This is a genomic window from Streptomyces sp. NPDC007095 (assembly GCF_040634475.1).
Lineage (GTDB): Bacteria > Actinomycetota > Actinomycetes > Streptomycetales > Streptomycetaceae > Streptomyces.
Genome location: NZ_JBEYFS010000115.1, coordinates 1 through 20,655 on the forward strand (window position 1 = coordinate 1; position 20,655 = coordinate 20,655).

Here is a 20,655-nt window from a genome sequence, read left to right on the forward strand (position 1 = left end):
GAGGCCCTGCCTTCATGCCCGCGACCAGTTGCGATCACCCGATCGAGACTCCCGTTCGACACACACCCCTCAAGATCGGAACGACAACAGCTACTAAGAGGTCGCGCAGATAGGCGCGGTGGGGAGCCCTGTCACGAGATAGGCACAGGCCCTGTGCGATCACGTAGTTGCCACGCTCTGTCATCACCGGGGTCTGCCTGGAGCGGAGTGACTGTACGCCTGGCCGAGAAGGTGCAGACGATCTGGGGCTTGCTCAGATCGCCGGTGCAGCCATCGGGGAGCGAGTTACGGCGGAGAGGAGAATTTCGCTGGGTACTCGCCCTGCTGCGGCAAGGGCGCGGCCCACTGGGTAGGCGTGGGCGCCTGTTGGGAGGTTTCCTCGGCGACCGCTGAGTACCACGTCGATGGAGCCCATGGTGCTGTGCGATTCCGTGGTTCTGTCCAATCGCCGCAGTGTTTGGCGGGCGACTGCCTCCGCGCTGTCGTACAGGGTGGTTCCGGTGGGCAGGCTCTGCAGAATCTCTGGCGCCACCAGGGGGTAGTGCGTGCATCCCAGCACCACTGAGTCGCAATTTTTGGGGGTTCGCTCGGCTGCGTCGGTAATCGCTTCCGTTGCTGCGGCCATGTCGCCGTGGTCGATCGCCTCGGCCAGACCGGGGCATGCGACACGCGCGACCGGCATGCCGTTCGCGTAGTCCGCGATCAGGCGATCCTGGTAGTCACTCGACGTGGTCCGGACGGTTGCCCACACGGCGATGCCTTGGCCGGTTGCTGCGGCCGATTTCACCGCGGGCACGGTTCCGATCACGGGTACGCGCGGTTCGAACCTCTCGCGCAGAGCGTCGATCGCGGTGACGGTGGCGGTGGCGGTGTTGCAGGGGACCACGATGGCCTCCGCGCCCCGCTGGACGGCCAATTGAGCGGCGGTGAACAGGCGGTCCGTAACGAAGGAGGCCGTTCTCGATCCCCAGGGAGCGCCGTCGGGGTCCAGAAGCAGAAGCAGATCGAGTTCCGGGGCCAGGTGCCGAAGCCAGCCTGTAGTGGAAAGGAGGCCAAATCCTGAGTCGATCAACGCCACCGTCATGGGGTCAAGTTACCAGCCAGGTCTTGCCGCCTGGCTGCACTGGTACGGCCCATGGACCACTGCGAAGCTCCCTGAATGAGCAGGCGCGGGCTCCGTGGCCGGGGAAGGCTCCGTTTGGGTCCCGCCGAGCGCTTCTCGCGCACGCGACTTGGAGCTGGCGTGGATGGTGGTCCGTCATGGGCGGCGGCGGGGACGGTCCTCCCAGCGGTGAGTGGTCCACGCTCGGCGGATCAGACTGCGCACGGTGATGATGGTGTCGGCGAGGTCGAAGAAGACATTGATTACGGTGGCTCGGCGTTCGTAGCAGCGGGCGAGGCGGTGGAAGGCGTTCTGCCAGGCGTGGGTCCGTTCGACGTGCCACCTCTGGCTTGCCTGGATGGGCGCCTTCTCACCCCTGTGCGCGATGCGGCCGTGCAGGCCGCGTTCGTCGAGCAGGGTGCGGGTCTTGTCCGAGTCGTAGCCGGCGTCCAGGTGCACGGTGATGTCGGCAGGGAGCGGTCCCAGGTCGTCCAGGCAGTCCAGGGTCGGGGCGAGTAGCGGGGAGTCGTGACGGTTCGCTCCGGCCAGCACGCGCCCCAACGGAATTCCGTAACCATCCGTCATGCCCGAGCGTTTCAGGCCCTGTTTGCCGCGATCGACCGGTGAGCGCCCCGCGACCTCTCCGCCGCCGGGGGCTTTGGTGATCGAGCCGTCGACGGCGATCTGGCCGAGGAGGAGGCCGACGATCCGGTCGTAGGACTCCAGGGCGATTTGCTTGAGTTTGGCGAAGATGCCGAGCCGGATCCACTCGTCGCGGCGGTTGCGGATCGTGGTGCCCGAGCAGGTCGTGTCGGCGATCGCCTGGTAGGAGCAGCCGAATCGCAGGAGCTGCAGCATCTTGTCGAAGACGATCCGGTCGCTGATGCGTGGGCGGTGGCAGCCCAGCGGATGCGTCGGTGCGTAGGTCGACCGCTCGGGCAACAGGGCGGCGAATTGGCCCCAGAGCGGTTCGGTCAGCCATGATGGAAGTACAGGCACAGGTCTCCCCGGTGATCACAGAGCGTCGCAACTCCATGATCACCAAGACCTGTGCCTGCTTTGCTACCGAGGTACCACCACCGTGCCTATCTGTGCGGCCTCTAAGCCTCGATTGATGCGGCCGACCTGGCGGCCTGCTCGATCTTCGCGCAGTAGGCTGCACGGGCTTCCTCGTCGATCTGCTTCTCGTGTTCGGCGCGCAGCCCGGTCCGGCCGTCGAGGCCCTCGCGCAGGATATCGGCGTGCCCGGCATGCCGGATGGACTCGCCGAGGACATGGACCATGATGGCGAACAGGTTCGTGTCGGCATAAGGCTCCGGCCACCACGGCACGTGGCCGGGGGCGTCGAGGGGAAGCTCGTTGATCGTCGCGTCCGAGTGTTCCCACGTGCGCCGGTAGAACCCGATGATCTGATCGCGGGTCTCGTCCTCGGTCGCCCACAGATCGCTGCCGTCGGAGTCCTGCCACCGGGACAGCGATTCCGGGGAAGGGCGGTCGAAGACCTCGCCGAAGTACCTGGCCTCGACGGTGGCCACGTGCTTGACCAGGCCGATCAGGTTGGTCCCGGTCGCCGTCAAAGGTCGGCGGGCGTCGTATTCGGACAAGCCGTCGAGTTTCCAGAGCAGCGCCTCGCGGTCCCGCCGCAGTCTCCCGTGCAGGTTGTCCTTCGCGAATTTATCGATCATGCGGCATGAACCTTCCATGGGCTGTTCGTGGTCTCAAGATCCCGCACGTGGTCCGCAACGGCTGGCAGAGCCGAAGCTTAGGGCTCCTGACACAATGAGCTAACGGGAATGACTGTCTGTCAGAGAGACGTGGGGGTGGGGGTGGGGTGTGTGACGGCTCGCGGCCGACCCGACCGGCGACGGTTACTGCGCAGGACAACTACACGCATGCTGTTCGGTGCCGTTCCCTGATCCCGTTGAGTAGTTCGGGACGGGGACCGGGGAGGTGGGCGGGTGCCAGGTGAGAATCCAGCCGGCGGTAAGCGCCGCCGCGCCGCCTGCCAGGGCGATTGCGCCGCCTGTTCCGATGCCTGCGGCCACCGAGCCGAAGCAGACCGGCCCGACGCCCTGAAGCGTCATGCTGCCGGAGCCGAGCAGACCGAAGGCCTGGCCCTGGCCATCCTGCGGCAGGGCGTCCAGGAACGGCCGTTGCAGGCCGAGACCGTTGGCGAATCCGAAGCCGCAGAGCAGCAGCAGACAGGACGAGACGCCCACTCCGGGCTCGGCAGCGAAGCCGACCAGCGGCAGTCCCATCAGCGCAATCAACGGGACTACCAGTCGCTCCCGGGTGGGCGGCCGTAGCAGTCGACCCACCAGCAGGTCACCGACCAGCATGCCGACCGGCAGACAGCCCATCAGCACCGCGTACCAGCCGGGCGCGAAGTGGCGTCCTCCCGCGTAGGCGACGATCAGACCTTCCGCGCCCGCTACGAACGCGGGCGGTAGCCACTGGGCCAGCATCAGTCGTCGTACCGTGTGTCCGCGCAGCAGCAGGCCGGCACCGTGCAGGCTTGCCCGGACGGCCCCGCCATCGCCCCGAGCGCTGCCGGGTGTGCCGCCGAACTCTCCCAGCTCCAGCCGGGGTAGCCGGATGCGGATAGCGAGCGCGCAGCCGAGGTAGAGGGCGGCGCTGACCGCGAGCGCCCGGTGCGGGCCGAGTACCGCGACGACCGCACCTCCCAGCGCCAGACCGAACAATTGCGCGCCGGAGGCAGCGATGTTGTTCAGTGAACGGCCAAGTACATAGGCGTCGCCCTCCAGCGACTGCGCGACCAGCCGACTCGACGCGCCGCCGAACACCGGTGTGGCGAGGGCGACCAGCGCCACGACACCGAGGCTTGCCGCGATCGGCATCCACACCAGGGCGAGCAGCAGGGCGGCGGCGCACTCCAAGGCGTAGCCGCTGGCGATGAGCGCGCGGGGCGGCAGTTGGTCGGCCAGTGAGCCCAGCAGCAGCGAGCCGAACAACTGCGGGAGAAAGCCGATGCCGAAGGCCAGTGCGCTCAACAGCGCGGAGCCGGTGGCCGCGAAGACCAGCACCGAGAACGTGGTGATCCGCAGCGAGCCCGCAGTGATCGCGACGGTGCGGGTCGAGAAGAGCAGCCGGAATCGCGGCTCGGCCAGTACCTCCCGGTAGGTGGCACGGTGGTTGCCCTGCGCGGGTTCGGCGGTTGGGGTCATGACACGCAGCCTCGCCGTGCGCCCACGCCACTCACCAATGATTCGTCGCTGGACGAATCGGAACAGACGTCCGGCGGTAGCATCGCAGGGTGCTCCGCTTCGAAGTCTCCGTCGAGGACCTGCTGCGCAGCCGCTTCGCACTGTCGCCCGCGATGGACCTCTGCTTACTGCTACGCTCGCTCGCTGGCCAGAACCGGCCGCTGCCGCGAGCCTGGGCCACCCGGCTCCTGCCGGCCTTTGAACGGCTTCGCCGCGAGACCGAACTGGACGCCGCTCTCGCCCTGCACACCCCGCAATCCGGACCGAACTTCGTCGCCCCGCCCCCGCGCGGCCTCAACCAGACCTGGGCTGACGACCTGGCCGTGATCCGGGCCACACCGCTGGAAGCGGCCCGCCACGAATTCGCCGCCACCGCGACCGGCCCGTCCGCCCATGATCCCCGCGTACGCGCAGTGCTGGACTCCACGGACGCCGTCTCCAGGATCGCCGAGGCGATGGACCAGGCGTGGCACGAGCTGCTCGCCCCGGACTGGCCGCAACTGCGCGCGATCTGTGAGCGCGATGTCGTGCACCGGGTGGGTGTGATCGGCGAACACGGATGGGCCACGACCATCGAGAGCCTGCACCCGAGCATCGCCTGGCGCGCCGGCGGTATCGAGATCGGCTTCTTCCCCCCAGTCGGAAACGTCCGCCTCGCCGGCGACGGGCTACTGCTGATCCCTTCGGTCTTCGTCGGGAATATCGCCGCCCACCTGGAAGACCCCTGGCCCAGGACCTTGGTCTATCCTGCCCGCGGCACCGCCGCCCTGTGGGGCGAACAGGCGACCGTCCCCCAACCGGACGGGCTGACCGCTCTGGTCGGCCGGGCCCGAGCCCGGCTGCTGTTGGCGCTGGACGCCCCGGCCAGTACCAGCCACCTCGCCCGAAGCCTCGCCATGGCACCCGGCGCGGTGGGAGACCACCTCGCCATCCTGCGAGGCGCGGGGCTGCTCGTCCGCGCCCGGTCCGGACGGTCGGTGCTCTACCGGCGCACCCCGCTCGGCGAGGCGCTGGTCGCCGGTTCGGGCTGAGGGCTCAGATCAGCACTGTCTTTGAGGCGCCGCCAGCAGATGATGTTGGCAAGGCTTAACACGGTGTCTCCATGCCGTAAATGCCCGACTTCATCGGAGGTTGTTCAAAACTATGCGGGCCAGGAAGTGAGGTTCTGCGTCCCCGCCCGGAGGGCTGCGGAGCCACTGTTAGGGGGAGGTCTCTGGTCTGGGAAGGGGAACCACTGATGCTGGTTGAACCCGAGCTGGTGGTGGAAGTCGGCGTCGCTCGAGACGCCTCCGGCCGGTGGCGCCACCCCGCACGCCGGCACCGCGCCCGCCCCGACCTCTCCCCTGCCGACGTCCCCCGCCTGACGTCACCGCCGCGCTGACGGCGGCGCAGCGCGGAGGCTCCGCCGACGCGCAACACGAGCGAGCGCGCCCCGATCCCCGGCCGCGTCCGCGCCGCCCATCCCGCCCTCCCTCTCTTCAACTCCAGCCAGGGACATAGGCAAAAGCGGCCGCAACGGGGATGTCAGCAGCCCGACCACGCCAAAACCGCGTACTGACCTGCACAGATGCGAGAGGGGATCTACAGGTCCCGCAACGCTCAGCGCAACATTTGACGCAACACTTGTCGCAACAGCCAGCGCAACCTGACGAGCTCGCCGGGTCGGGTAACTGGCGAGGCGGTCGTCCTGCTGGACTGGTTACAGTAGTCCGGCCGCCCCGCCGCCCTGTCACCGCTGGGGGATCTCACCGTCCATGAAGTCCCGAAGGTGGTCCTGGCAGTTTGGGCGCCCCTCCAGCGGCGACAGTCCGGCGGCCTCGACCGCATGCCACATCACCTCGACCATGATCCCTGCCGCTTCGTACCACTCCTCATCCCCGTTGAACGGGACGGCGGCCGCGCGGGCAATTGCACGGGCGGCCTTCCTGGCGGCCACGGCGGTCGACGTGCCGGGGCCGGTGAGGCCGACGGCGGTGTCGTACGTGAAGGGGGCCCGCCCCCTGGAGCGGATGACGTCCGAGCACCACGTCGCGTCGTCGGCGAAGACGTCGAGGGCGGCGCGGGCGAGCGTACGGTCGTCGGGCGGCGTCCCGGCCTTCGACAGGGCGAGGAAGGCCGCGTGGTACGCCTCGGCGTCGGAGTCTCACGAGTGCCTGTCGAACCCGGCCCGGTTCAGGGCTGCGTCAGCGGCGTCTGAGCAGGCGTCATACGTCCGCTGGACCCGCTTGTTGTCGGTGTAGTAGAAGAGCCCCTGAATCTCCCCTCCTGCGGAGAACCAAGTGCTCGCCTCTGTGGTCACGGCGTCGACGGCCAGGAGGTAGTCGGCGACCTCGATCAGGCCCGCCGCCCGCAGTTCGCGGGCAAGGCGGACCCAGCTGCCCTCGAAGGGCTCGCACATCTTGAGGCATCGGGTGTACGGCAGGCCGGTCACGGCCTGGATCTGACGGGCGAGCTGCGCGGCGCGGGGCTGCTGCTTCGGCATCGTCGTCTCGGATTCCGGCGGACCTTGCCCACGCCGTGCCCGCCCCGGTTGCTCGATGCGTTTGATGATCTACGGGGAACGCGGGCCTGTGAGACCTTCACCCGGGATCGCCTGCTGCGTGGGAGCTGACGGCGGGGGGCTGTACGCGCCTAGCCGTCTGGCAGCATAGCGGGTCGCTCCTGCGGGACGAACCCGACGCTGACCAGCCGTGGTCGGGGCTGGACGCGGCACGGCCGGACCGTGGTCGGGGCCATGGTCTGGTTCCAGTGGTCGGGGCAACCACGCCGCGAAATCCGGGTTATCCACAGGCCCGAACGCGATCGGCCGTTCCTCCGTACGCTGCTGCCCGAGTCGATCGCACGGGGTGTGCGGGATGCGGTACGGCGTGGTGGTGGAGGAGCTCGCGGTGGAGGTCATGGCGCAGCTGCCGGGCGACCAGGCCCGGCGGGAGGTGATGGCGCTCGTGGAGGTCGCGCGGATGGATCCGCGGGCCTGGTCTGATGTCCGTGACCCGGGCTCCGTGGAGGAGTTCCGGGAGGCGTTCCGACGGCGCTGCTGGATCCAGGGCTGTGCCACCAGCTCTTGGAGCACAGAGACGGTCTCGTAGTCGAGGACATGGCGCAGTGGTGGCTCGACGACATCGCCGAAGTCGTCGACAACCGCAGGACCGACCCGGAGAAGGCCAACCTGACGGATCTGCTGACAAGCTTCGTACGAGAGATCCACAAGCTGGTCCGGGAGCGAAACCAGCCCGCGACGACGAATGAGGCCCGCCAAGCCCTTACCGCGGCCACCGAGTTCGTCCACCGCCCACTGTCGGCGATCCCGCGGCAACGGCCACGCTCCCAAACTGGGACCCCCGCGCGGCGCTCACGCCGCCGCACACGAGGAGGCCGTCCCACCGACTGATGCTCGACTCAATCCGTCACCCCGAGCGCCGCATTTCGTCGGTAGCTCCTTGCGCCAGCGGGTCGCCGAACAACACCGCAATGTCCGCATCCTCCTCACCAGCGCGGTCGCACGTGCCCACTCAGCGGCGGATGAGGCCGAGGCCGGTTGCAGTGGCGACGGCGGCGGTGCGTGAGTCGACGCCGAGCTTGGCGTAGATGCGGGCCAGGTGGGACTTGACGGTGCCTTCGGTCAGGTGGAGGCGGTCGCCGATGGCCTGGTTGGACAGGCCATCGGCGACCAGGGCGAGGACTTCGGTCTCGCGCCTGGTCAGGGTGGTGCCTGGAGTGCGGAGCCGGTTCATCAGCCGGTCCGCGACGGTGGGCGCGAGCGTAGTACGGCCCGCCGCCGCCGTGCGTACGGCGGCGGCCAGGTCCTCGGGTGGCGCGTCCTTGAGGAGGTAGCCGGTGGCGCCGGCCTCGATGGCGGGCAGGGTGTCGGCGTCGGAGTCGTAGGTGGTGACGATCAGCACGCGGGGCGCGTCTGGTCGGGCGGTGATCTGGGCGGTGGCTTCGGCGCCGCCCATGCCCTTCCCGAACTGTAGGTCCATCAGCACGACATCGATGTCGCCCTCGGCGGCCCGGATGATGGCGTCCTCGGCGTTGGCGGCTTCGGCCACGACGATGAGGCCGGGTTCGGTTTCCAGTACAGCGCGCAGGCCGGCCCTCACCACGGGGTGGTCGTCGGCCAGCAGGAGTCGGATGGGGGCGTTGTCGGTCACGGGCGGGCCTCGGGCTGGGACTCGGCGGGCAGGGCGGGGGGCAGCTGGGCGGCCAGGGCGGTGCCGTGGCCGGGGGCAGACTCGATGGTCAGGGTGCCGCCGAGGGCACGCATGCGGGCACGCATGGCTGGCAGGCCGAAGCCGCCACTTTCGGGGTCGGGCGCGGGCAGTTCGGCGGGGGCGAAACCGCGCCCGTTGTCGACGACGTCGAGGGCGATGTGGTCGCCGAGGTAACTGAGGGTGATCTCGGCGGTGGTGGCGCGGGAGTGGCGGACGGTGTTGGCAAGGGCGGACTGGGCGATGCGCAGCAGGGCGACCTCGTGAGCCGTCGGCAGTGGTACGGGGTCGCCGGTGAGGTGAAAGCTTGCGGTAAGGCGGTGGCGGCTGCTGGTCGTGGTGCACAGGCGTTCCAGTGCGGCGGCCAGGGTGGTGCCTTCCAGAGTGGGTGGGGTGAGAGCGGCGACGAAGCGGCGGGCCTCGGCAAGGCTGTCCACGGCCGCCTGCCGGGCTTGGCCGACGTGCTGGGCGGCGGCCTCGGGGCGGCCGGGCAGAGCTCGTTCGGCAGCACGCAGCAGCAGCTGGATGCTGGAGAGGCCCTGGGCGAGCGTGTCGTGAATCTCGCGGGCCAGGCGCTCGCGTTCGGCGAGCACCCCGGCGGTGTGCTGGGCCCGGGCGAGGTCGGCGCGGGTGGCGGTGAGCTCCTCGATAAGGTGCCTGCGCTGTTCGCTCTCCCGGTATAGGGCTTGGTAGCCCCGTACCACCGCGGTGGCGACGGCGGCGCCGAGAGCGGGGCCGATCGCCATCGCGGGGCTGAAGGAGTGCTGGTGGGCGGCGAACCCGGCGATAGCCGCCGCTGTGGTGGCGGCGACCGCGGCCAGTCCGGCGCGGCGGGGCAGTAGGTGGAGCTGGAGGAAGTACAGCGGGAAGGCTACCCACACGGCGGCGGCGGACAGGGCAAGCAGCACCAGCCACACGGCGCCCACAGAGGCCAGCCACCAGGCGGCGGCGGGCCGGGAGGAGCGGATGTGGGGCAGGAGCGGCCCGGCCGCGTACACCGCAGCGCAGGCCGCGGCTGCGGCGACGATCTTCCCGGCATCAGCCCGGCTGTCGGCCAGGGCCCGGCCGGCGGCCAGGACGAGCAGGCCGATGATCAGCAGGTGCAGGCACCAGGCCAGGGCCCGGGTCGTCGGGGTCAGCGTGGGAGCAGGAGTGTTCACAGTGCCTCCCAGGCTACGAAGACAGGCCCCCTGGGGCGTCCATCGAAAGTTATAACCCGCGTGCCGTCTTCCGGCCCGCGAACTGCCGTCCTGCGCCAGACGCGCGCACGAGGGGCCGGCGGCGAGGGTGGAGGCATACCGCTTCCCCTCGGAAAGGACAGGTCAAGGCCGTGTTCGTTGCCTGGAGAGACCTCAAGTTCGCCAAGGGTCGCTTCGCCCTGATGGGCACCGTCATCGTGCTGATCACCCTGCTGGTCGGACTGCTGTCCGGACTGACGGCCGGACTCGGCCAGCAGAACATCTCCGCGATCACCGGCTTGCCCGCTGACAAGATCGCCTTCCAGACTCCCAGCGGCGGACAGGACCTGTCGTACTCCAACTCCACCGTTACTGAAGCGCAGTGGCAGCAATGGGCCAAAGCCCCCGGCGTCACCAGCGCCGAACCGTTGGGGATCAGCACCACCAAGGCCACCGCCGGGGACCAGAGCACTGGCGTCTCCGTCTTCGGCGTCCAGCCCGGCTCCCGCCTCGCCCCGGACAGCAGCAAGATCGAGGACCAGTCGGTGGTGCTGTCCATCACGGCTGCCGACGACCTCGGCGTGGAGCCCGGCGACTCCTTCACCCTGGCCGGGCAGCAGCTGAGGGTGGCCGCGGTGCAGGGCGATGCCTTCTTCAGCCACACCCCGGTCATCTGGACCAGCCTGGACACCTGGCAGAAGACCGCGCCGCCCGCGAGTAGTGGTGAGAGCCCGACGGCCACCGTCATCGCCGTGAACGCCGCCTCCGGTGCCGATCTGGCTGCTACCGACCAGCAGGCCGGCACCAAGACGGTCTCCAACGACGACTCGCTGTCCGCGATCGGGTCCTACACCTCCGAAAACGGCTCCCTGCAGCTGATGCGCGGTTTCCTGTTCGCCATCTCCGCCCTGGTCATCGGGGCCTTCTTCACCGTCTGGACCATCCAGCGCAGCGGCGACGTCGCCGTCCTCAAGGCCCTGGGCGCCTCCACCACGAACCTCCTCAAGGACGCCCTCGGCCAGGCCGTCGTCCTGCTCGCCGGCGGCACCCTGATCGGCACCGGCATCGCCGCCGGCCTCGGCGCCCTCGCCGCAGGCAGCGCCGTGCCGTTCCTCCTCACCCCCACCACCGTCCTCGTCCCGGCCGTCGTGATGATCGCGCTCGGCGCCCTCGGAGCTGCCCTGTCCATCCGCCGTATCACCTCCGTCGACCCGCTGACCGCCCTGGGGAGCGCCCGATGAGCCTCAACCTGACCGACATCACCCTCACCTACCCCGACGGCGAGGGCAGCCTGACCGCCCTCGACCACGTCACCCTGGACGTGCCCAAGGGCAGTCTCACCGCCGTCGTCGGCCCCTCCGGCTCCGGCAAGTCCAGCCTCCTCGCCGTCGCCGCCACCCTCATCACCCCCGACACCGGCACCGTCACCATCGACGGCACCGACGCCACCGACCTGACCCGCGGCGAACTCACCGACCTGCGCCGCCACAAGATCGGCATCATCTTCCAGCAGCCCAATCTCCTGCCCTCGCTCACCGCCGCCGAGCAACTACAGGTCATGGCCCAGATCGACGGCCGTAAGCCCCGCACCGCCCGGATCCGGGCGATGGAACTTCTCGACGCGGTGGGCCTGGCCGACCAGGCCGACCGCCGACCCCACCAGCTCTCCGGCGGTCAGCGCCAGCGCGTCAACATCGCCCGCGCGCTGATGAACGATCCCACCGTCCTCCTGGTCGACGAACCCACCAGCGCCCTCGACCACGAGCGCGGCGCCGCCGTCATCCACCTGATCACCCAACTCACCCACCAGCAGGCCACCGCCACCGTCCTGGTCACCCACGACCGCGCCCACCTCACCGCCGTCGACCAGATCACAGAAGTCCACGACGGCCGCCTCCGCCTGCCAGCATCAACCAGCTGAAACAACAGCACGCGAGGGCACGGCCCCCGACACACTCATGGGATCCGCCCCCTCACCAGAGGTACCCAGCGACTTGGTCCGCGTGGATGGCGTCTCACGGCGGGGCCATAGAGCACGAACCGTCCACCCACCACTCGTCGGCTCCTCGATACGCGATTCCGCAACTCTCACCCTGCGCCTGGAGCCACCTCCGACGTCAACACGTCCAACTTGACAGGGAACAGACCCGGCCGGTGTACAGCTTGGTGGTCAGCTGAAGGCCGCAGCCGCCGAGCAGCAGCCCGCACCAGAACGTGTCGTGCTCGTGACGGCGGCGGAAGGCGTCCAGCTCGATCGCCTCCAGCGGCAGCATCAGCGGCTCCTCCGAGTCCGCACCGCCCAGGACCGCCGTTTGAATCTGCCGCCTGTCACACGCACGAAACCCCGCCTTTCGTCCCAACGCATCGTGCCACCAAGGCCGTTGGCCTCACAGACGATCGACGTGTTCACGCCGCCGTACGCAGCGGGGCAGGCTCGGCAGCAACAGCCGACGTGCCGGCCTGCCGGGCGGCCTCCGCCGGCACCTCGGGGCAGGCAGGCGATCATGGTCTCGGGGCCGGGAGGGATCGCGTAGGGTGGAGCAATCCGACGCGGGGTGGAGCAGCTCGGTAGCTCGCTGGGCTCATAACCCAGAGGTCGCAGGTTCAAATCCTGTCCCCGCTACTGAAGCCTGAGGGGCCAGCACGATGTGCTGGCCCCTCAGACGTATCCAGCCCTGGGATGCGGCAGCACCCTCGGTGGATCAGCCATCCGGCAGTCGCAGGCTTCACGAGGCGACGCGTGCGGTGCGTTGGAGTGGCGGTGTCGGCGTCCGAAGGCCGGGCCAGCCACGGATGTCGAGCTCGCCGGCGCCTGCCTTCCGTAGCAGCTCGCCCGCATTCTTCAGTGCCATGACGACCCGGGTCCGCAGTCGCGGGTGGAACGGCATCGCGAGCGGTACGAGCGCGGCGATGGCCGCCGGGTTGGGGACCGAGCTGAGGTGCAGCTGGTTCACCACCTGGTTGAAGGCGAGTTCAGGCTTGTGCGGCATCCGGACCTCCGCTCGCTGCAGGGAACTCAGCAGCAGCGCCTGCATGTCCTCGAACGCGGTGCGCAGGGCGCTGACGCTGTCGTATGACACGGCGTTGGCGATGAGCAGACCGCGGCCCCGCTCCAGCCGCTCGAGGATGGCCTTGAGCATCTTCATGTCGATGTCGCCGGCGTACCGGAAAGGCTGTCCCACTCGGGCCAGCAGCTTGCCTCCCTCCAGACCCTCCTTCCACGAGAAGCTGCTCAGCACCCGGAACCAGGCCTCCTGGCTGTGGATCGAGTGGACGCCGCAGCCGATGAGGATCTGGTAGGGGATCTTCGCCCGCAGCGGGCGTGCGCCGCGCAGGACGGCCCCGTACGTGACGTGGGAGTAGCCGGGTGCCTGCTGGGCGAGCGTGCGGTGGCTGAGCCCGTTGAAGTCCAGCAGGGCTCAAGGAGCAGGGCCTGTTCACCGGCAGCTTCGGCGTGTCAGCGATCACGCAATTCCCCACTCCGCGCGGTTTCAGCGTCACGTAATTCGGCTCTGGCTCAATTTGCGTGACCTGCACACGCTGAGTCACGGTTCGTGGTCGTGTTGCGCTGGGATGTGTGGGCGGCCGCTTACCTCGTTGGGGGCGGCTGCTCCGACGACAGTTTCATGGACTTCCGCGCTGGTGTGATCGCCCTGGGCCGTGAGTGGTACGAACGTGTGGCCGCTGCTCCCGACAGCCTCGCTGGGCACCCTGCCGTGCTCCAGGCCGTGAACGCCCGGGCCCGCTCCGAGGTTCTGTTCTACGAGGATGTGAACTATGTAGCTGCCGGAGCGTTCGAACGGATCACGGACGATGCAGATGCCTTTTACCAGGCATGGCACGGCTTCCGAGGAGCGAATGCCGGGAGCGACAACAGCGTCGACATGGGCGAGGATTTCGACTTCGACGACAACGACGAGATGCGCCGCAGACTACCTCGCCTGGTCCCACTGTTCCTCCGTAGGAGCGTTTGAGGATGCCCGTTCCATGATGATCATGGTTGGGTGAGTACGCGGGTGCGGAGGAGCTCGAACGAGGCCCGGCCATCCATGGCCCTCTTGAGGGTTTTCACCCGGTTCACGTGCCCTTCGACAACGCCGGAGCTCCACGGCAGGGTGAGCCCGGCGGCGACGGCGTCGAGGTCCTGGCGGAGGAAACCGGCGAAGCCCTGCATCGGCTTTGGGGGCATCCTGTTCGGCCTGGCGGATCCACTCCAGCAGTAGGTATCCGCGCCGGTGGCGGACCAGAGCGGCGAACGCACGGGCGAGGTCGCAGGCCCGAGTGATGTCCGGACAGGCGAGCCGGACGTCCAGCAGCCTCCGGTCCTGGCTTTCGGTGAGCCCGATGGCCGCCCCAACGTTATGAAGTGATGGCGGCGCAAGCCCGCACGGCCCGTGGACACCGACCCCGACCTCGCTCACCTTCGGCAAGAGCTGAGCGTCACGCCGGCGGCCTGGGCAGTTTGGCGGCCACAGCATCGAGGACCCAGTCCAGGCCGGTCGCGAAGGATGCCTCGGCGTCCACGTCCGTGCCGTCGTACACGGCCTTGGTCAGCGCCGGGAAGCGGCCCGTGGCCAACATCCTCGTCACATGCGGGCCGGAGGCTCGCTGCCAGTCGCGCTTGGACAGGCCCGTGGCGCGCTCGGCCCTCAGGTTCGCGATCTCGCGCCTGACCGCGCCGGTGACGTAGGCGCTGACAGTCTCCACAGCGCGCATGACGGTGTCGACGTCGGCGAGGCCGTCGAGGGCGGCCAGCTTGGCCTCGGTCACGGCGAGGCCGTTCGGGCCCAGGGTCGGGCGACCGCCGAGCACGTCGGCCAGCCATTCGTGACGGAGAGCGGCCTGCCTGGTGCGGCAGGCGAGGACGCGCAGCGCCTCCCGCCAGTCACCGGGGTACTCCTCGGGGAGAATCTCGGCCTGGACCTCGTCCACCATGAGGTCGAACAGCTCCTCCTTGGTGGAGATGTATCCGTACAGCCGCATCGGGCCGGCGTTCAGCCGGGCGGCGACCTTGCGCACCGACACCGCCTCCAGCCCGCCCTCGTCGGCCAGCGCGATCGCGGCGGCGACGATCCGCTCCCGGTCGAGCGGCACGGGGCGAGTCGGCGGCTCCGGCCGGTCCCACACAGTCATGGTCACACCGTTCTGTTGCGTTGCATCACAATGGGGAAATACAGTGTATCGACATGAGACATCGTATCGCCGTGGTCGGGAGCGGCCCTGCCGGCCTTGCCTTCGCCCGTGTCCTGCACCGCCATGGCTACCCCGTCGCCGTCCTCGAACGCGATCCCGCCCCCGACGCCCGCCCCCCGGGCGGCACGCTGGACCTGCACGAAGGGCTGGGCCAGCTCGCGCTGGACAAGGCGGGGCTGCTGGCGGAGTTCCAGGCGCTGTCTCGCCCCGAGGGGCAGGCCATGCGCATCCTGGACGCGGACGGGACCGTCCTGCGCGACTGGCAACCCCGTCCAGATGACCGGGCCAATCCCGAAATTGACCGCGGGCAACTCCGTGACCTGCTGCTCGGCCCTCTCGACGTCCAGTGGGGCCGGGGCGTGACGCAGGTGGTGCCGGGGACCCGGGATGGCGTACTGGTCGATTTCGCGGACGGACGTCAGGAGACGTTCGACCTCGTGGTCGGCGCGGACGGCGCCTGGTCCCGGATCCGCCCGGCAGTCTCGTCGGTGACACCGCACTACACCGGCGTCACCTCGATCGAGACCTCCCTCGACGACGTCGACACCCGCCACCCCGACCTCGCCCGGTTGATCGGCGACGGTTCCGTGGCTGTGTACGGCGTGAACCGAAGCCTCGTCGCCCAGCGCAACTGCGGCGGCCACGTGAAGGTGTACACCAAATTCCGCGCGCCGCTGGACTGGCACACGAACCTGGACCTGGCTGACGTCGAGGCCGTGCGATCGAGCCTGCTGGCCCTGTTCGACGGCTGGGCCGCTCCCGTCCTCGACCTCCTCCGCCACGGCACGGCTTTCGTCCACCGCCCCTTCTACGTCCTGCCCGTGTCCCATACCTGGACCCACGTCCCCGGGGTGACGCTACTGGGCGACGCCGCCCATCTGATGCCCCCACTGGGGGTGGGCGCGAACCTCGCGATGCTGGAAGGCGCAGAACTCGCCGAGTCCATCGCCACCGGCCCTGGAGATCTGGACGAGGCCGTCCGCGCCTTCGAGGAACAGATGTGGGCACGGGCCGGCAGGTGGGCGAAGATCACGACGGCCGGTCTGGAACGCCTCGTGAGCCCCAACCCAGCCGAAGCCCTCGCCCTCTTCGACCAAGTCCAGCCATCCTGACTGCCAAGCGCGCGAGCACCAGCACCAGCACCAACAGCTCGCCACGGCTTCACGGGACAGTACGGCACCGCCGCGGTCCCTTCCGGCGAAACCACCGTTAGACGAACGCACGGACGCCTGCACCGAACGGAGCCCTCAGCCCGCCACCGCCAAAATCCGGTCCGATCCTCCTCACGGGCCGGACAGCATCGCGCTGCCGCTGGAGGGGGGAGGGCGCACTTCAGTCCACGTCGTCCTCGTCCTCGTCCTCGTCGAGCTCGGGCGTATCCGGGTCGCGCAGCAGGCGCAGGGCGCCAGCGGCCGGGACGCCGGCGCTGAAGCTGTAGCGGCCGAGCAGGTTCAGGTTGCGGTGCTTGAGCGGGGAGAACCGGGCGATGTCCTCGTCCCGGATCTCGTGGCCCTCGGCACGGAGTTGGGCGACGGCGGCGTCTATGTACCGCGTCGTCCACAGCACGATGGCGTTGAGGACCAGGCCGAGTGAGTCGAGTTGGTCCTCCATCCCATCCCAATACGCCTGGTGGATGGTGCCGCGCTTGCCGTGGCACACGTCCCGGGCGAGCTTGTGCCGGGATTCCTGCACGGTGAGCTGCCGGTTCATCTGCCGCCGGTAGGTGTCGTCGACCGGGTCGACGACACGGAGCAGGTGCTCGGTCTTGGCGATTCGCCCGTACTCGGCGAACGCATGCCCCAGCGGGATCGGCCTGTTCTCGCGGCCGAGCATCCGCAGCAGGTCGTACGCCCAGGCCTGGTTGGTGGCCAGGGAGCCCACGACCTTCAGCATGTCCGGCCAGCGCGTGATCACCTTGTTCAGGTTCACGCGGTTGCGGGCCAAGTCCTCCAGCGCGCCGTACGTGCTCGTCTCGACGCCGGGCATGGTCGCGCGCCAGAACCGCTGGTCGTCCAGGTCGCGGAAGCGCGGGGAGAAGTTGTAGCCGAGGATCTTGAACAGGCCGAACACCATGTCGGAGTAGGAGGCGTTGTCGATGGCCGCCATCTCCGGCTTCACCCGGCCGTCCAGGTTCAGCAGTGCGTCCAGGATGTGCAGGGAGTCGCGCGGGGTGCCGTGCACCACCATCTGCCCGATGCCCACGACCTGGTCGTTGACGGCGTTGAGCCAGGTGATGCCCCGCTTGAAGCCGAAGTACTTCGGCGACGGCTCCGCGTTGGCGGTCCGGACGGGGACCACGAACCGCAGTCCGTCAACCGAGGCGAGCAGTCCCTCACCCCAGAACCGCACGATGGGCACGGCGGCCTGCGCCTCGATCAGCTTCGCGTTCGCCGCGGTGATGGTGTCCGCGCGCAGGGAGTACTGGTCGACGTGCACGAGCCGGGACCGGGTGAGCGCCTCGTAGTTCGGGTTCACCACCGGGGTCAGGCCGATATTGCACGCTTCGGAGACGAGCAGCGCGACGACCGAGGTGGTCAGGTCCTTCATACGGCGCATCTCCGGTCCGCCGATCGCGCGGGCCATGGCGGACTGCGCGACCAGCAGGACGTGGAGGCGGAGCACCCGGCCCATGAACAGGATGTCCGCGAGGGCGTCGACGGCCGGGGAGACCTTCGGGTCGCCCCGTCTCGCGAATCCGCTCCCAGTAGCGCTTCAGCTTCGCCATGGTCGCGTTGACCTCTTCGAGCAGGATCACTAGGCGCGGGCCGACCCGCCAGGGCTGGTTTTCGAGGATGTCGTCGCCCAGCGCTTCGGCGAGGCGGATCCGCCGTCGGCCTTCCATGGCCAGCTAAATGAGCGCGGTGTGGATGTCGGCGATGTCGCGGCAGTACGTCACGCCGGGCACGTCGCGGGCCCACAGGTGGGAGACCCGCCGCTTGTAGTCGAGGATCCAGGCGAGCGCGCCGTTGTGGAGGAACCGGCAGGCGATGGCGTGCAGGATGGTGGACTTGTCGCCGCCGGTACCTGCGGAGATGAGGACATGCGGGGAGTCATGGTCCAAATCAACGGTGACCTTCTTCCTGCCCGCCCCGAGCCCGATCGGGGCCGCGAATTCGGGCATCTTGGTGAGGATCTCACGCACCCCCGGATCGGAGGCGGCCAGCGCCCTCGGGGGCAGGTGCTTCTTCTTGATGATCAGGTGGGGGCGACTTCCTGCCTGTCGCCAGGAGAAGGAGACGTTCTCCAAGGCGAGCTTCTTGGCGACGATGTCCGCGATCCGTCCTCGCTGTAGTTGAGGTGTGCGGGCAGGTCGATGCGTATCTGCACGTCGTCGTCGGTGAACCGCTTGGGGATGTGGAGGTAGCGGCGCGGGTCGGTCCGCTCGGGGATGCCGAGCGGCTGCCATGCTCGCCGAACGCCTTGACCTCAGAGAGGTCTGGACCTGGCTCATACTCCTCGATCAACATTTATTTCCGCACCCGCCCACGTCCGTGTGCCGCTCAGCGCGCGCCCACGGCCGGGCGGCGGTTGGCCCCTTGCTGTGCGCTGCGAACTGAGGCCATAGTGATCAAATGCCGTCTGGCCAACGCACAAGGGCTACCCGATCCCGACGCTGCACGCCTGGTGATCAGCGAGGCCCTGACGGACCTTGCGGGCCGCATCGCCGACCAGATGCAGCATCATGCAAATGCCACGCCACGCCACGCCACGCCACGCCACGCCACGCCACGCCACGCCACGCCACGGGTGCCATATGACCTTCGCGACTGGCTGGTAAACATGGAAAATATCCTCTCCCGCTTGCCTGGGGATTTCAAGAAGTTCAAGGGGAGATGGTCGTCTTACAGTGCCGCGGGCGGTGACATCCGCAGCATGACAGGCGGACAGATTTTTGGCTATATCCTTCCTAGCAAGTATTGGAACGGCGCCTTCCCTGGTTCAGTGCCCCGCGATAGGCGGGAGGAACGCCTGAGAGAACTTCGTGCCGGTCTCGTGGGGTTGGCGAACATCCTGCGGACAATCTCTCCTCCGGCCCTGCCTCGCCACAAGCCGCCGGCATTCGCCCGACTTCGTGATGACGTCGTCGCGGCGTCCGTTGCTGATCAGCTCGCCGCGTTGATATCGGAGGGCAGCCTTCACTACGAACTGGTGGTGGACGGCAGGTTCAGCCCGAGCCCGTCGTTCGAACCTGGCTGGGACTTCCGGTGCCACCGCGCACTCGCGGCATTTCTGACGACCGAGGTTCCCCAACGATTCGCCGAGGCAACGGACGGACTCCAGGGCATGGAGGTTATCGGACACTACGACTCCGGGAAGTTCTCCTCTCTGTTTCAACGGATTCACGCGGCATTCGTTGCAATAGCGCTTGACTATCTGACGGAGGTGCTGGAGCTCATGCCCAAGTATGCGGAGGACTCCGGGCAGGGCAAACGCCGCGACCCGGTCGTCTACAACACCTACTTGCCGAACACGCAAGGGGTCATAGTCGACGAGCAGCAGAACTTCACCCAGAACAACTCCACCGGCATCGGCCCGAGAGCCTTCATCCAACTGGCTGGCTACATGGACCAGGTCAGCGGTGCTCTGGGCTGGACGAGCCGGATCGTATGGAATTGGAGCGCGTCACCCAGGAACTGCACGAGGAAGCCACGTCGGATGCTCCCCACGTGAGCCGGCTGCGCCAGCTATCTGGTCCGATCAAGGATCGGCTGCTGGAAGCCGGAGCCACCATGGCTGCAACGGTCGGTATCCAGATGGCCGAGCAGGCGATCGGCGCACTGGCGCAGTAGCCCCTGTTCCAGCTCTCCACGACCTGGAGTCCGCCGTGGATCTCCCGGCGCAGGTCTGGGCGGGCGAGGTGGCCACACGCGAAGATCATGCGCACCGCGCGCCCCAGCTCTTCGAGGGCCTGGTAGGTGGGGTGCCCGGGTCCTCCGCGGGTGAAGCGCCGAAGCACCTGCTCGGCCTCCGCGGTGCCCAGGCGGAGGGCAGTGGCGTACTTGAATCTGGTCGTGCTGCTGGGCGATCAGATCCCAGAGGAGTACGCGCGGAGAACTGCAACATCCCACCCCGCCAGCGCCAGCCCCCATCCCTCCCAATCGAGAAGAACGCATGCCGGGGCCGTCAGATTCGCCCAGTGCAGATCACCATGGCTGGCTTTCCACACGGCGACTTCCGGGTCGATTCGGCCGCCGCTGATCCACTGCAGGCGCCGGTTCACCAGGTCCTGACGGACCGACACCCGGTCCGTCGCGGTCGCCGCCACCGCGTCGAGGGACATCTCAAGCCCCTTCCACCAGCTCTCCGACAACTGCACAGGCCCCTGCAGCTCGGGCGTCACGGAGACCGGGGCGGCTTCGACGAACGTCGAAAGCTCGGCTCGGAAACGGAGACCCTCCTCAGCCCAGTCACGGACCTCTACCAATTCCGGCCGGGATGCCACCGCGATGACTTGCGCGGACTCGTTACCCGTCCAGAGCTTCTCACTGACCCTGTCCGCTGGGGCGACGACCACCCGAAGCCACCTGTCGAGTCCGTTCACCGTCACCTTGCCGCTCAGGGTCCGCCCCCTCCAGCCCTCAGCCCGAACCCCATCGGCGGTCTGGCAGCCGAACGCCGCCGCGGCCCGCACGAACACCTCCTGGAGGAGCTGGAGATCAACCTCAGACGGCTCCCACATCGGCACTCTCTGTCCCCTCAGATCGACCGGTCGCTCTACCAGACCAGCATTCCAGGCTTTGTTCATGAGA

Annotated in this window: 23 protein-coding genes, 1 tRNA gene and 3 pseudogenes; 11 read left to right on the top strand and 16 right to left on the bottom strand. The window is 68.5% G+C overall.

Annotated elements, in window-relative coordinates:
* Positions 1–253: 253 nt before the first annotated feature.
* The 4 genes from ABZ656_RS32710 to ABZ656_RS32725 form a co-directional block, all read right to left on the bottom strand.
* A complete protein-coding gene (locus ABZ656_RS32710; RefSeq protein ID WP_360272636.1) occupies positions 254–1,084 on the bottom strand; it encodes an aspartate/glutamate racemase family protein in 831 nt (276 codons plus the stop codon).
* Between the two features lie 174 nt (positions 1,085–1,258).
* Positions 1,259–2,101 (bottom strand): IS5 family transposase, encoded by an 843-nt coding sequence (locus tag ABZ656_RS32715; RefSeq protein ID WP_360272639.1) that lies wholly within the window; start codon positions 2,099–2,101, stop codon positions 1,259–1,261.
* A 101-nt stretch (positions 2,102–2,202) separates the two neighbouring features.
* On the bottom strand, positions 2,203–2,787 hold the full coding sequence (locus ABZ656_RS32720) for a DinB family protein (RefSeq protein ID WP_101406491.1): 585 nt from the start codon (positions 2,785–2,787) through the stop codon (positions 2,203–2,205).
* Between the two features lie 183 nt (positions 2,788–2,970).
* On the bottom strand, positions 2,971–4,287 hold the full coding sequence (locus ABZ656_RS32725) for an MFS transporter (protein ID WP_101406492.1): 1,317 nt from the start codon (positions 4,285–4,287) through the stop codon (positions 2,971–2,973).
* 89 nt (positions 4,288–4,376) lie between these two features.
* Between ABZ656_RS32725 and ABZ656_RS32730 the strand changes: the two genes are divergently transcribed.
* Both ABZ656_RS32730 and ABZ656_RS32735 read left to right on the top strand, forming a co-directional pair.
* Positions 4,377–5,357 carry a winged helix-turn-helix domain-containing protein gene (locus tag ABZ656_RS32730; protein WP_360272643.1) on the top strand — a complete coding sequence of 327 codons (981 nt, stop codon included), beginning with the start codon at positions 4,377–4,379 and terminating at the stop codon, positions 5,355–5,357.
* Positions 5,358–5,563: 206 nt separating this feature from the next.
* Complete coding sequence (locus ABZ656_RS32735; protein WP_360272646.1) at positions 5,564–5,707, top strand: ATP-dependent DNA ligase; 144 nt, start codon at positions 5,564–5,566, stop codon at positions 5,705–5,707.
* Positions 5,708–6,055: 348 nt separating this feature from the next.
* Here the strand turns inward: ABZ656_RS32735 and ABZ656_RS32740 are convergent, their stop codons facing one another.
* Both ABZ656_RS32740 and ABZ656_RS32745 read right to left on the bottom strand, forming a co-directional pair.
* Complete coding sequence (locus ABZ656_RS32740) at positions 6,056–6,262, bottom strand: hypothetical protein (protein WP_360272649.1); 207 nt, start codon at positions 6,260–6,262, stop codon at positions 6,056–6,058.
* Between the two features lie 207 nt (positions 6,263–6,469).
* Positions 6,470–6,808, bottom strand: a complete 339-nt coding sequence (locus ABZ656_RS32745; RefSeq protein WP_360272652.1) for a hypothetical protein — start codon at positions 6,806–6,808, stop codon at positions 6,470–6,472.
* Between the two features lie 373 nt (positions 6,809–7,181).
* On the opposite strand from ABZ656_RS32745, the gene ABZ656_RS32750 reads away from it, so the two are divergent.
* Entirely contained in the window at positions 7,182–7,415 is a 234-nt protein-coding gene (locus ABZ656_RS32750) for a hypothetical protein (RefSeq protein ID WP_101408302.1), read from the top strand.
* Entirely contained in the window at positions 7,391–7,717 is a 327-nt protein-coding gene (locus ABZ656_RS32755) for a hypothetical protein (RefSeq protein ID WP_129592346.1), read from the top strand. The genes ABZ656_RS32750 and ABZ656_RS32755 overlap by 25 nt, the downstream gene beginning before the upstream one ends.
* Positions 7,718–7,838: 121 nt before the next feature.
* On the opposite strand, the gene ABZ656_RS32760 is transcribed toward ABZ656_RS32755, so the two are convergent.
* Together ABZ656_RS32760 and ABZ656_RS32765 are read right to left on the bottom strand one after the other, a co-directional pair.
* Positions 7,839–8,477: a response regulator transcription factor gene (locus tag ABZ656_RS32760; protein WP_101406496.1), complete on the bottom strand. Its 639-nt coding sequence runs from the start codon at positions 8,475–8,477 to the stop codon at positions 7,839–7,841.
* Positions 8,474–9,694 (bottom strand): sensor histidine kinase, encoded by a 1,221-nt coding sequence (locus ABZ656_RS32765; protein ID WP_360272657.1) that lies wholly within the window; start codon positions 9,692–9,694, stop codon positions 8,474–8,476. Before ABZ656_RS32765 ends, ABZ656_RS32760 begins: the two co-directional genes overlap by 4 nt.
* A gap of 170 nt (positions 9,695–9,864) precedes the next feature.
* Between ABZ656_RS32765 and ABZ656_RS32770 the strand changes: the two genes are divergently transcribed.
* Together ABZ656_RS32770 and ABZ656_RS32775 are read left to right on the top strand one after the other, a co-directional pair.
* Positions 9,865–10,953, top strand: coding sequence for an ABC transporter permease (locus tag ABZ656_RS32770; protein WP_101406498.1), 1,089 nt, complete (start codon positions 9,865–9,867; stop codon positions 10,951–10,953).
* Complete coding sequence (locus tag ABZ656_RS32775) at positions 10,950–11,633, top strand: ABC transporter ATP-binding protein (protein ID WP_101406499.1); 684 nt, start codon at positions 10,950–10,952, stop codon at positions 11,631–11,633. Before ABZ656_RS32770 ends, ABZ656_RS32775 begins: the two co-directional genes overlap by 4 nt.
* A 196-nt stretch (positions 11,634–11,829) precedes the next feature.
* Here ABZ656_RS32775 and ABZ656_RS32780 read toward each other — a convergent pair whose 3' ends face one another.
* A complete protein-coding gene (locus ABZ656_RS32780) occupies positions 11,830–11,985 on the bottom strand; it encodes a hypothetical protein (RefSeq protein ID WP_360272661.1) in 156 nt (51 codons plus the stop codon).
* Positions 11,986–12,261: 276 nt separating this feature from the next.
* Here ABZ656_RS32780 and ABZ656_RS32785 point away from each other — a divergent pair.
* A tRNA-Met gene (locus ABZ656_RS32785) sits at positions 12,262–12,335 on the top strand.
* A gap of 103 nt (positions 12,336–12,438) precedes the next feature.
* Here ABZ656_RS32785 and ABZ656_RS32790 read toward each other — a convergent pair.
* On the bottom strand, positions 12,439–12,951 hold the full coding sequence (locus ABZ656_RS32790) for a hypothetical protein (RefSeq protein ID WP_101406500.1): 513 nt from the start codon (positions 12,949–12,951) through the stop codon (positions 12,439–12,441).
* A 315-nt stretch (positions 12,952–13,266) separates the two neighbouring features.
* Here ABZ656_RS32790 and ABZ656_RS32795 point away from each other — a divergent pair, with 315 nt between their 5' ends.
* The gene (locus ABZ656_RS32795) at positions 13,267–13,686 is read left to right on the top strand and encodes a DUF4240 domain-containing protein (protein WP_101406501.1); all 420 of its coding nucleotides are present in this window, start codon (positions 13,267–13,269) and stop codon (positions 13,684–13,686) included.
* A 20-nt stretch (positions 13,687–13,706) separates the two neighbouring features.
* Here the strand turns inward: ABZ656_RS32795 and ABZ656_RS32800 are convergent.
* Together ABZ656_RS32800 and ABZ656_RS32805 are read right to left on the bottom strand one after the other, a co-directional pair.
* Positions 13,707–13,865: pseudogene (locus ABZ656_RS32800) on the bottom strand (ISL3 family transposase); the annotation flags it as partial.
* 287 nt (positions 13,866–14,152) lie between these two features.
* Positions 14,153–14,845, bottom strand: a complete 693-nt coding sequence (locus ABZ656_RS32805) for a TetR/AcrR family transcriptional regulator C-terminal domain-containing protein (protein WP_101406502.1) — start codon at positions 14,843–14,845, stop codon at positions 14,153–14,155.
* A 53-nt stretch (positions 14,846–14,898) separates the two neighbouring features.
* On the opposite strand from ABZ656_RS32805, the gene ABZ656_RS32810 reads away from it, so the two are divergent.
* Positions 14,899–16,017 (top strand): NAD(P)/FAD-dependent oxidoreductase, encoded by a 1,119-nt coding sequence (locus tag ABZ656_RS32810; protein WP_101406503.1) that lies wholly within the window; start codon positions 14,899–14,901, stop codon positions 16,015–16,017.
* Between the two features lie 220 nt (positions 16,018–16,237).
* Here the strand turns inward: ABZ656_RS32810 and ABZ656_RS32815 are convergent.
* Positions 16,238–17,455, bottom strand: a pseudogene (locus tag ABZ656_RS32815) (transposase); the annotation flags it as partial.
* Between the two features lie 298 nt (positions 17,456–17,753).
* Positions 17,754–18,152 (bottom strand): hypothetical protein, encoded by a 399-nt coding sequence (locus ABZ656_RS32820; RefSeq protein ID WP_101406504.1) that lies wholly within the window; start codon positions 18,150–18,152, stop codon positions 17,754–17,756.
* Between the two features lie 317 nt (positions 18,153–18,469).
* On the opposite strand from ABZ656_RS32820, the gene ABZ656_RS32825 reads away from it, so the two are divergent.
* Positions 18,470–19,576: a hypothetical protein gene (locus ABZ656_RS32825; protein WP_360272667.1), complete on the top strand. Its 1,107-nt coding sequence runs from the start codon at positions 18,470–18,472 to the stop codon at positions 19,574–19,576.
* On the top strand, positions 19,573–19,695 hold the full coding sequence (locus ABZ656_RS32830; RefSeq protein WP_360272711.1) for a hypothetical protein: 123 nt from the start codon (positions 19,573–19,575) through the stop codon (positions 19,693–19,695). Before ABZ656_RS32825 ends, ABZ656_RS32830 begins: the two co-directional genes overlap by 4 nt.
* Positions 19,696–19,700: 5 nt before the next feature.
* Here the strand turns inward: ABZ656_RS32830 and ABZ656_RS32835 are convergent.
* Positions 19,701–19,953, bottom strand: a pseudogene (locus ABZ656_RS32835) (Tn3 family transposase); the annotation flags it as partial.
* Positions 19,932–20,651: an aminoglycoside phosphotransferase gene (locus ABZ656_RS32840; protein ID WP_129592347.1), complete on the bottom strand. Its 720-nt coding sequence runs from the start codon at positions 20,649–20,651 to the stop codon at positions 19,932–19,934. The gene ABZ656_RS32840 and the pseudogene ABZ656_RS32835, both read right to left, overlap by 22 nt.
* Between the last annotated feature and the right edge of the window lie 4 nt (positions 20,652–20,655).

Bases quoted from the DNA above. Each gene is read 5' to 3' on its own strand.
- ABZ656_RS32710 (WP_360272636.1), bottom strand. From the start codon at position 1,084: ATGACGGTGGCGTTGATCGACTCAGGATTTGGCCTCCTTTCCACTACA.
- ABZ656_RS32810 (WP_101406503.1), top strand. From the start codon at position 14,899: ATGAGACATCGTATCGCCGTGGTCGGGAGCGGCCCTGCCGGCCTTGCC.
- ABZ656_RS32745 (WP_360272652.1), bottom strand. From the start codon at position 6,808: ATGCCGAAGCAGCAGCCCCGCGCCGCGCAGCTCGCCCGTCAGATCCAG.
- ABZ656_RS32735 (WP_360272646.1), top strand. From the start codon at position 5,564: ATGCTGGTTGAACCCGAGCTGGTGGTGGAAGTCGGCGTCGCTCGAGAC.
- ABZ656_RS32840 (WP_129592347.1), bottom strand. From the start codon at position 20,651: ATGAACAAAGCCTGGAATGCTGGTCTGGTAGAGCGACCGGTCGATCTG.
- ABZ656_RS32725 (WP_101406492.1), bottom strand. From the start codon at position 4,287: ATGACCCCAACCGCCGAACCCGCGCAGGGCAACCACCGTGCCACCTAC.
- ABZ656_RS32780 (WP_360272661.1), bottom strand. From the start codon at position 11,985: ATGCTGCCGCTGGAGGCGATCGAGCTGGACGCCTTCCGCCGCCGTCAC.
- ABZ656_RS32805 (WP_101406502.1), bottom strand. From the start codon at position 14,845: ATGACTGTGTGGGACCGGCCGGAGCCGCCGACTCGCCCCGTGCCGCTC.
- ABZ656_RS32775 (WP_101406499.1), top strand. From the start codon at position 10,950: ATGAGCCTCAACCTGACCGACATCACCCTCACCTACCCCGACGGCGAG.
- ABZ656_RS32750 (WP_101408302.1), top strand. From the start codon at position 7,182: ATGCGGTACGGCGTGGTGGTGGAGGAGCTCGCGGTGGAGGTCATGGCG.
- ABZ656_RS32720 (WP_101406491.1), bottom strand. From the start codon at position 2,787: ATGATCGATAAATTCGCGAAGGACAACCTGCACGGGAGACTGCGGCGG.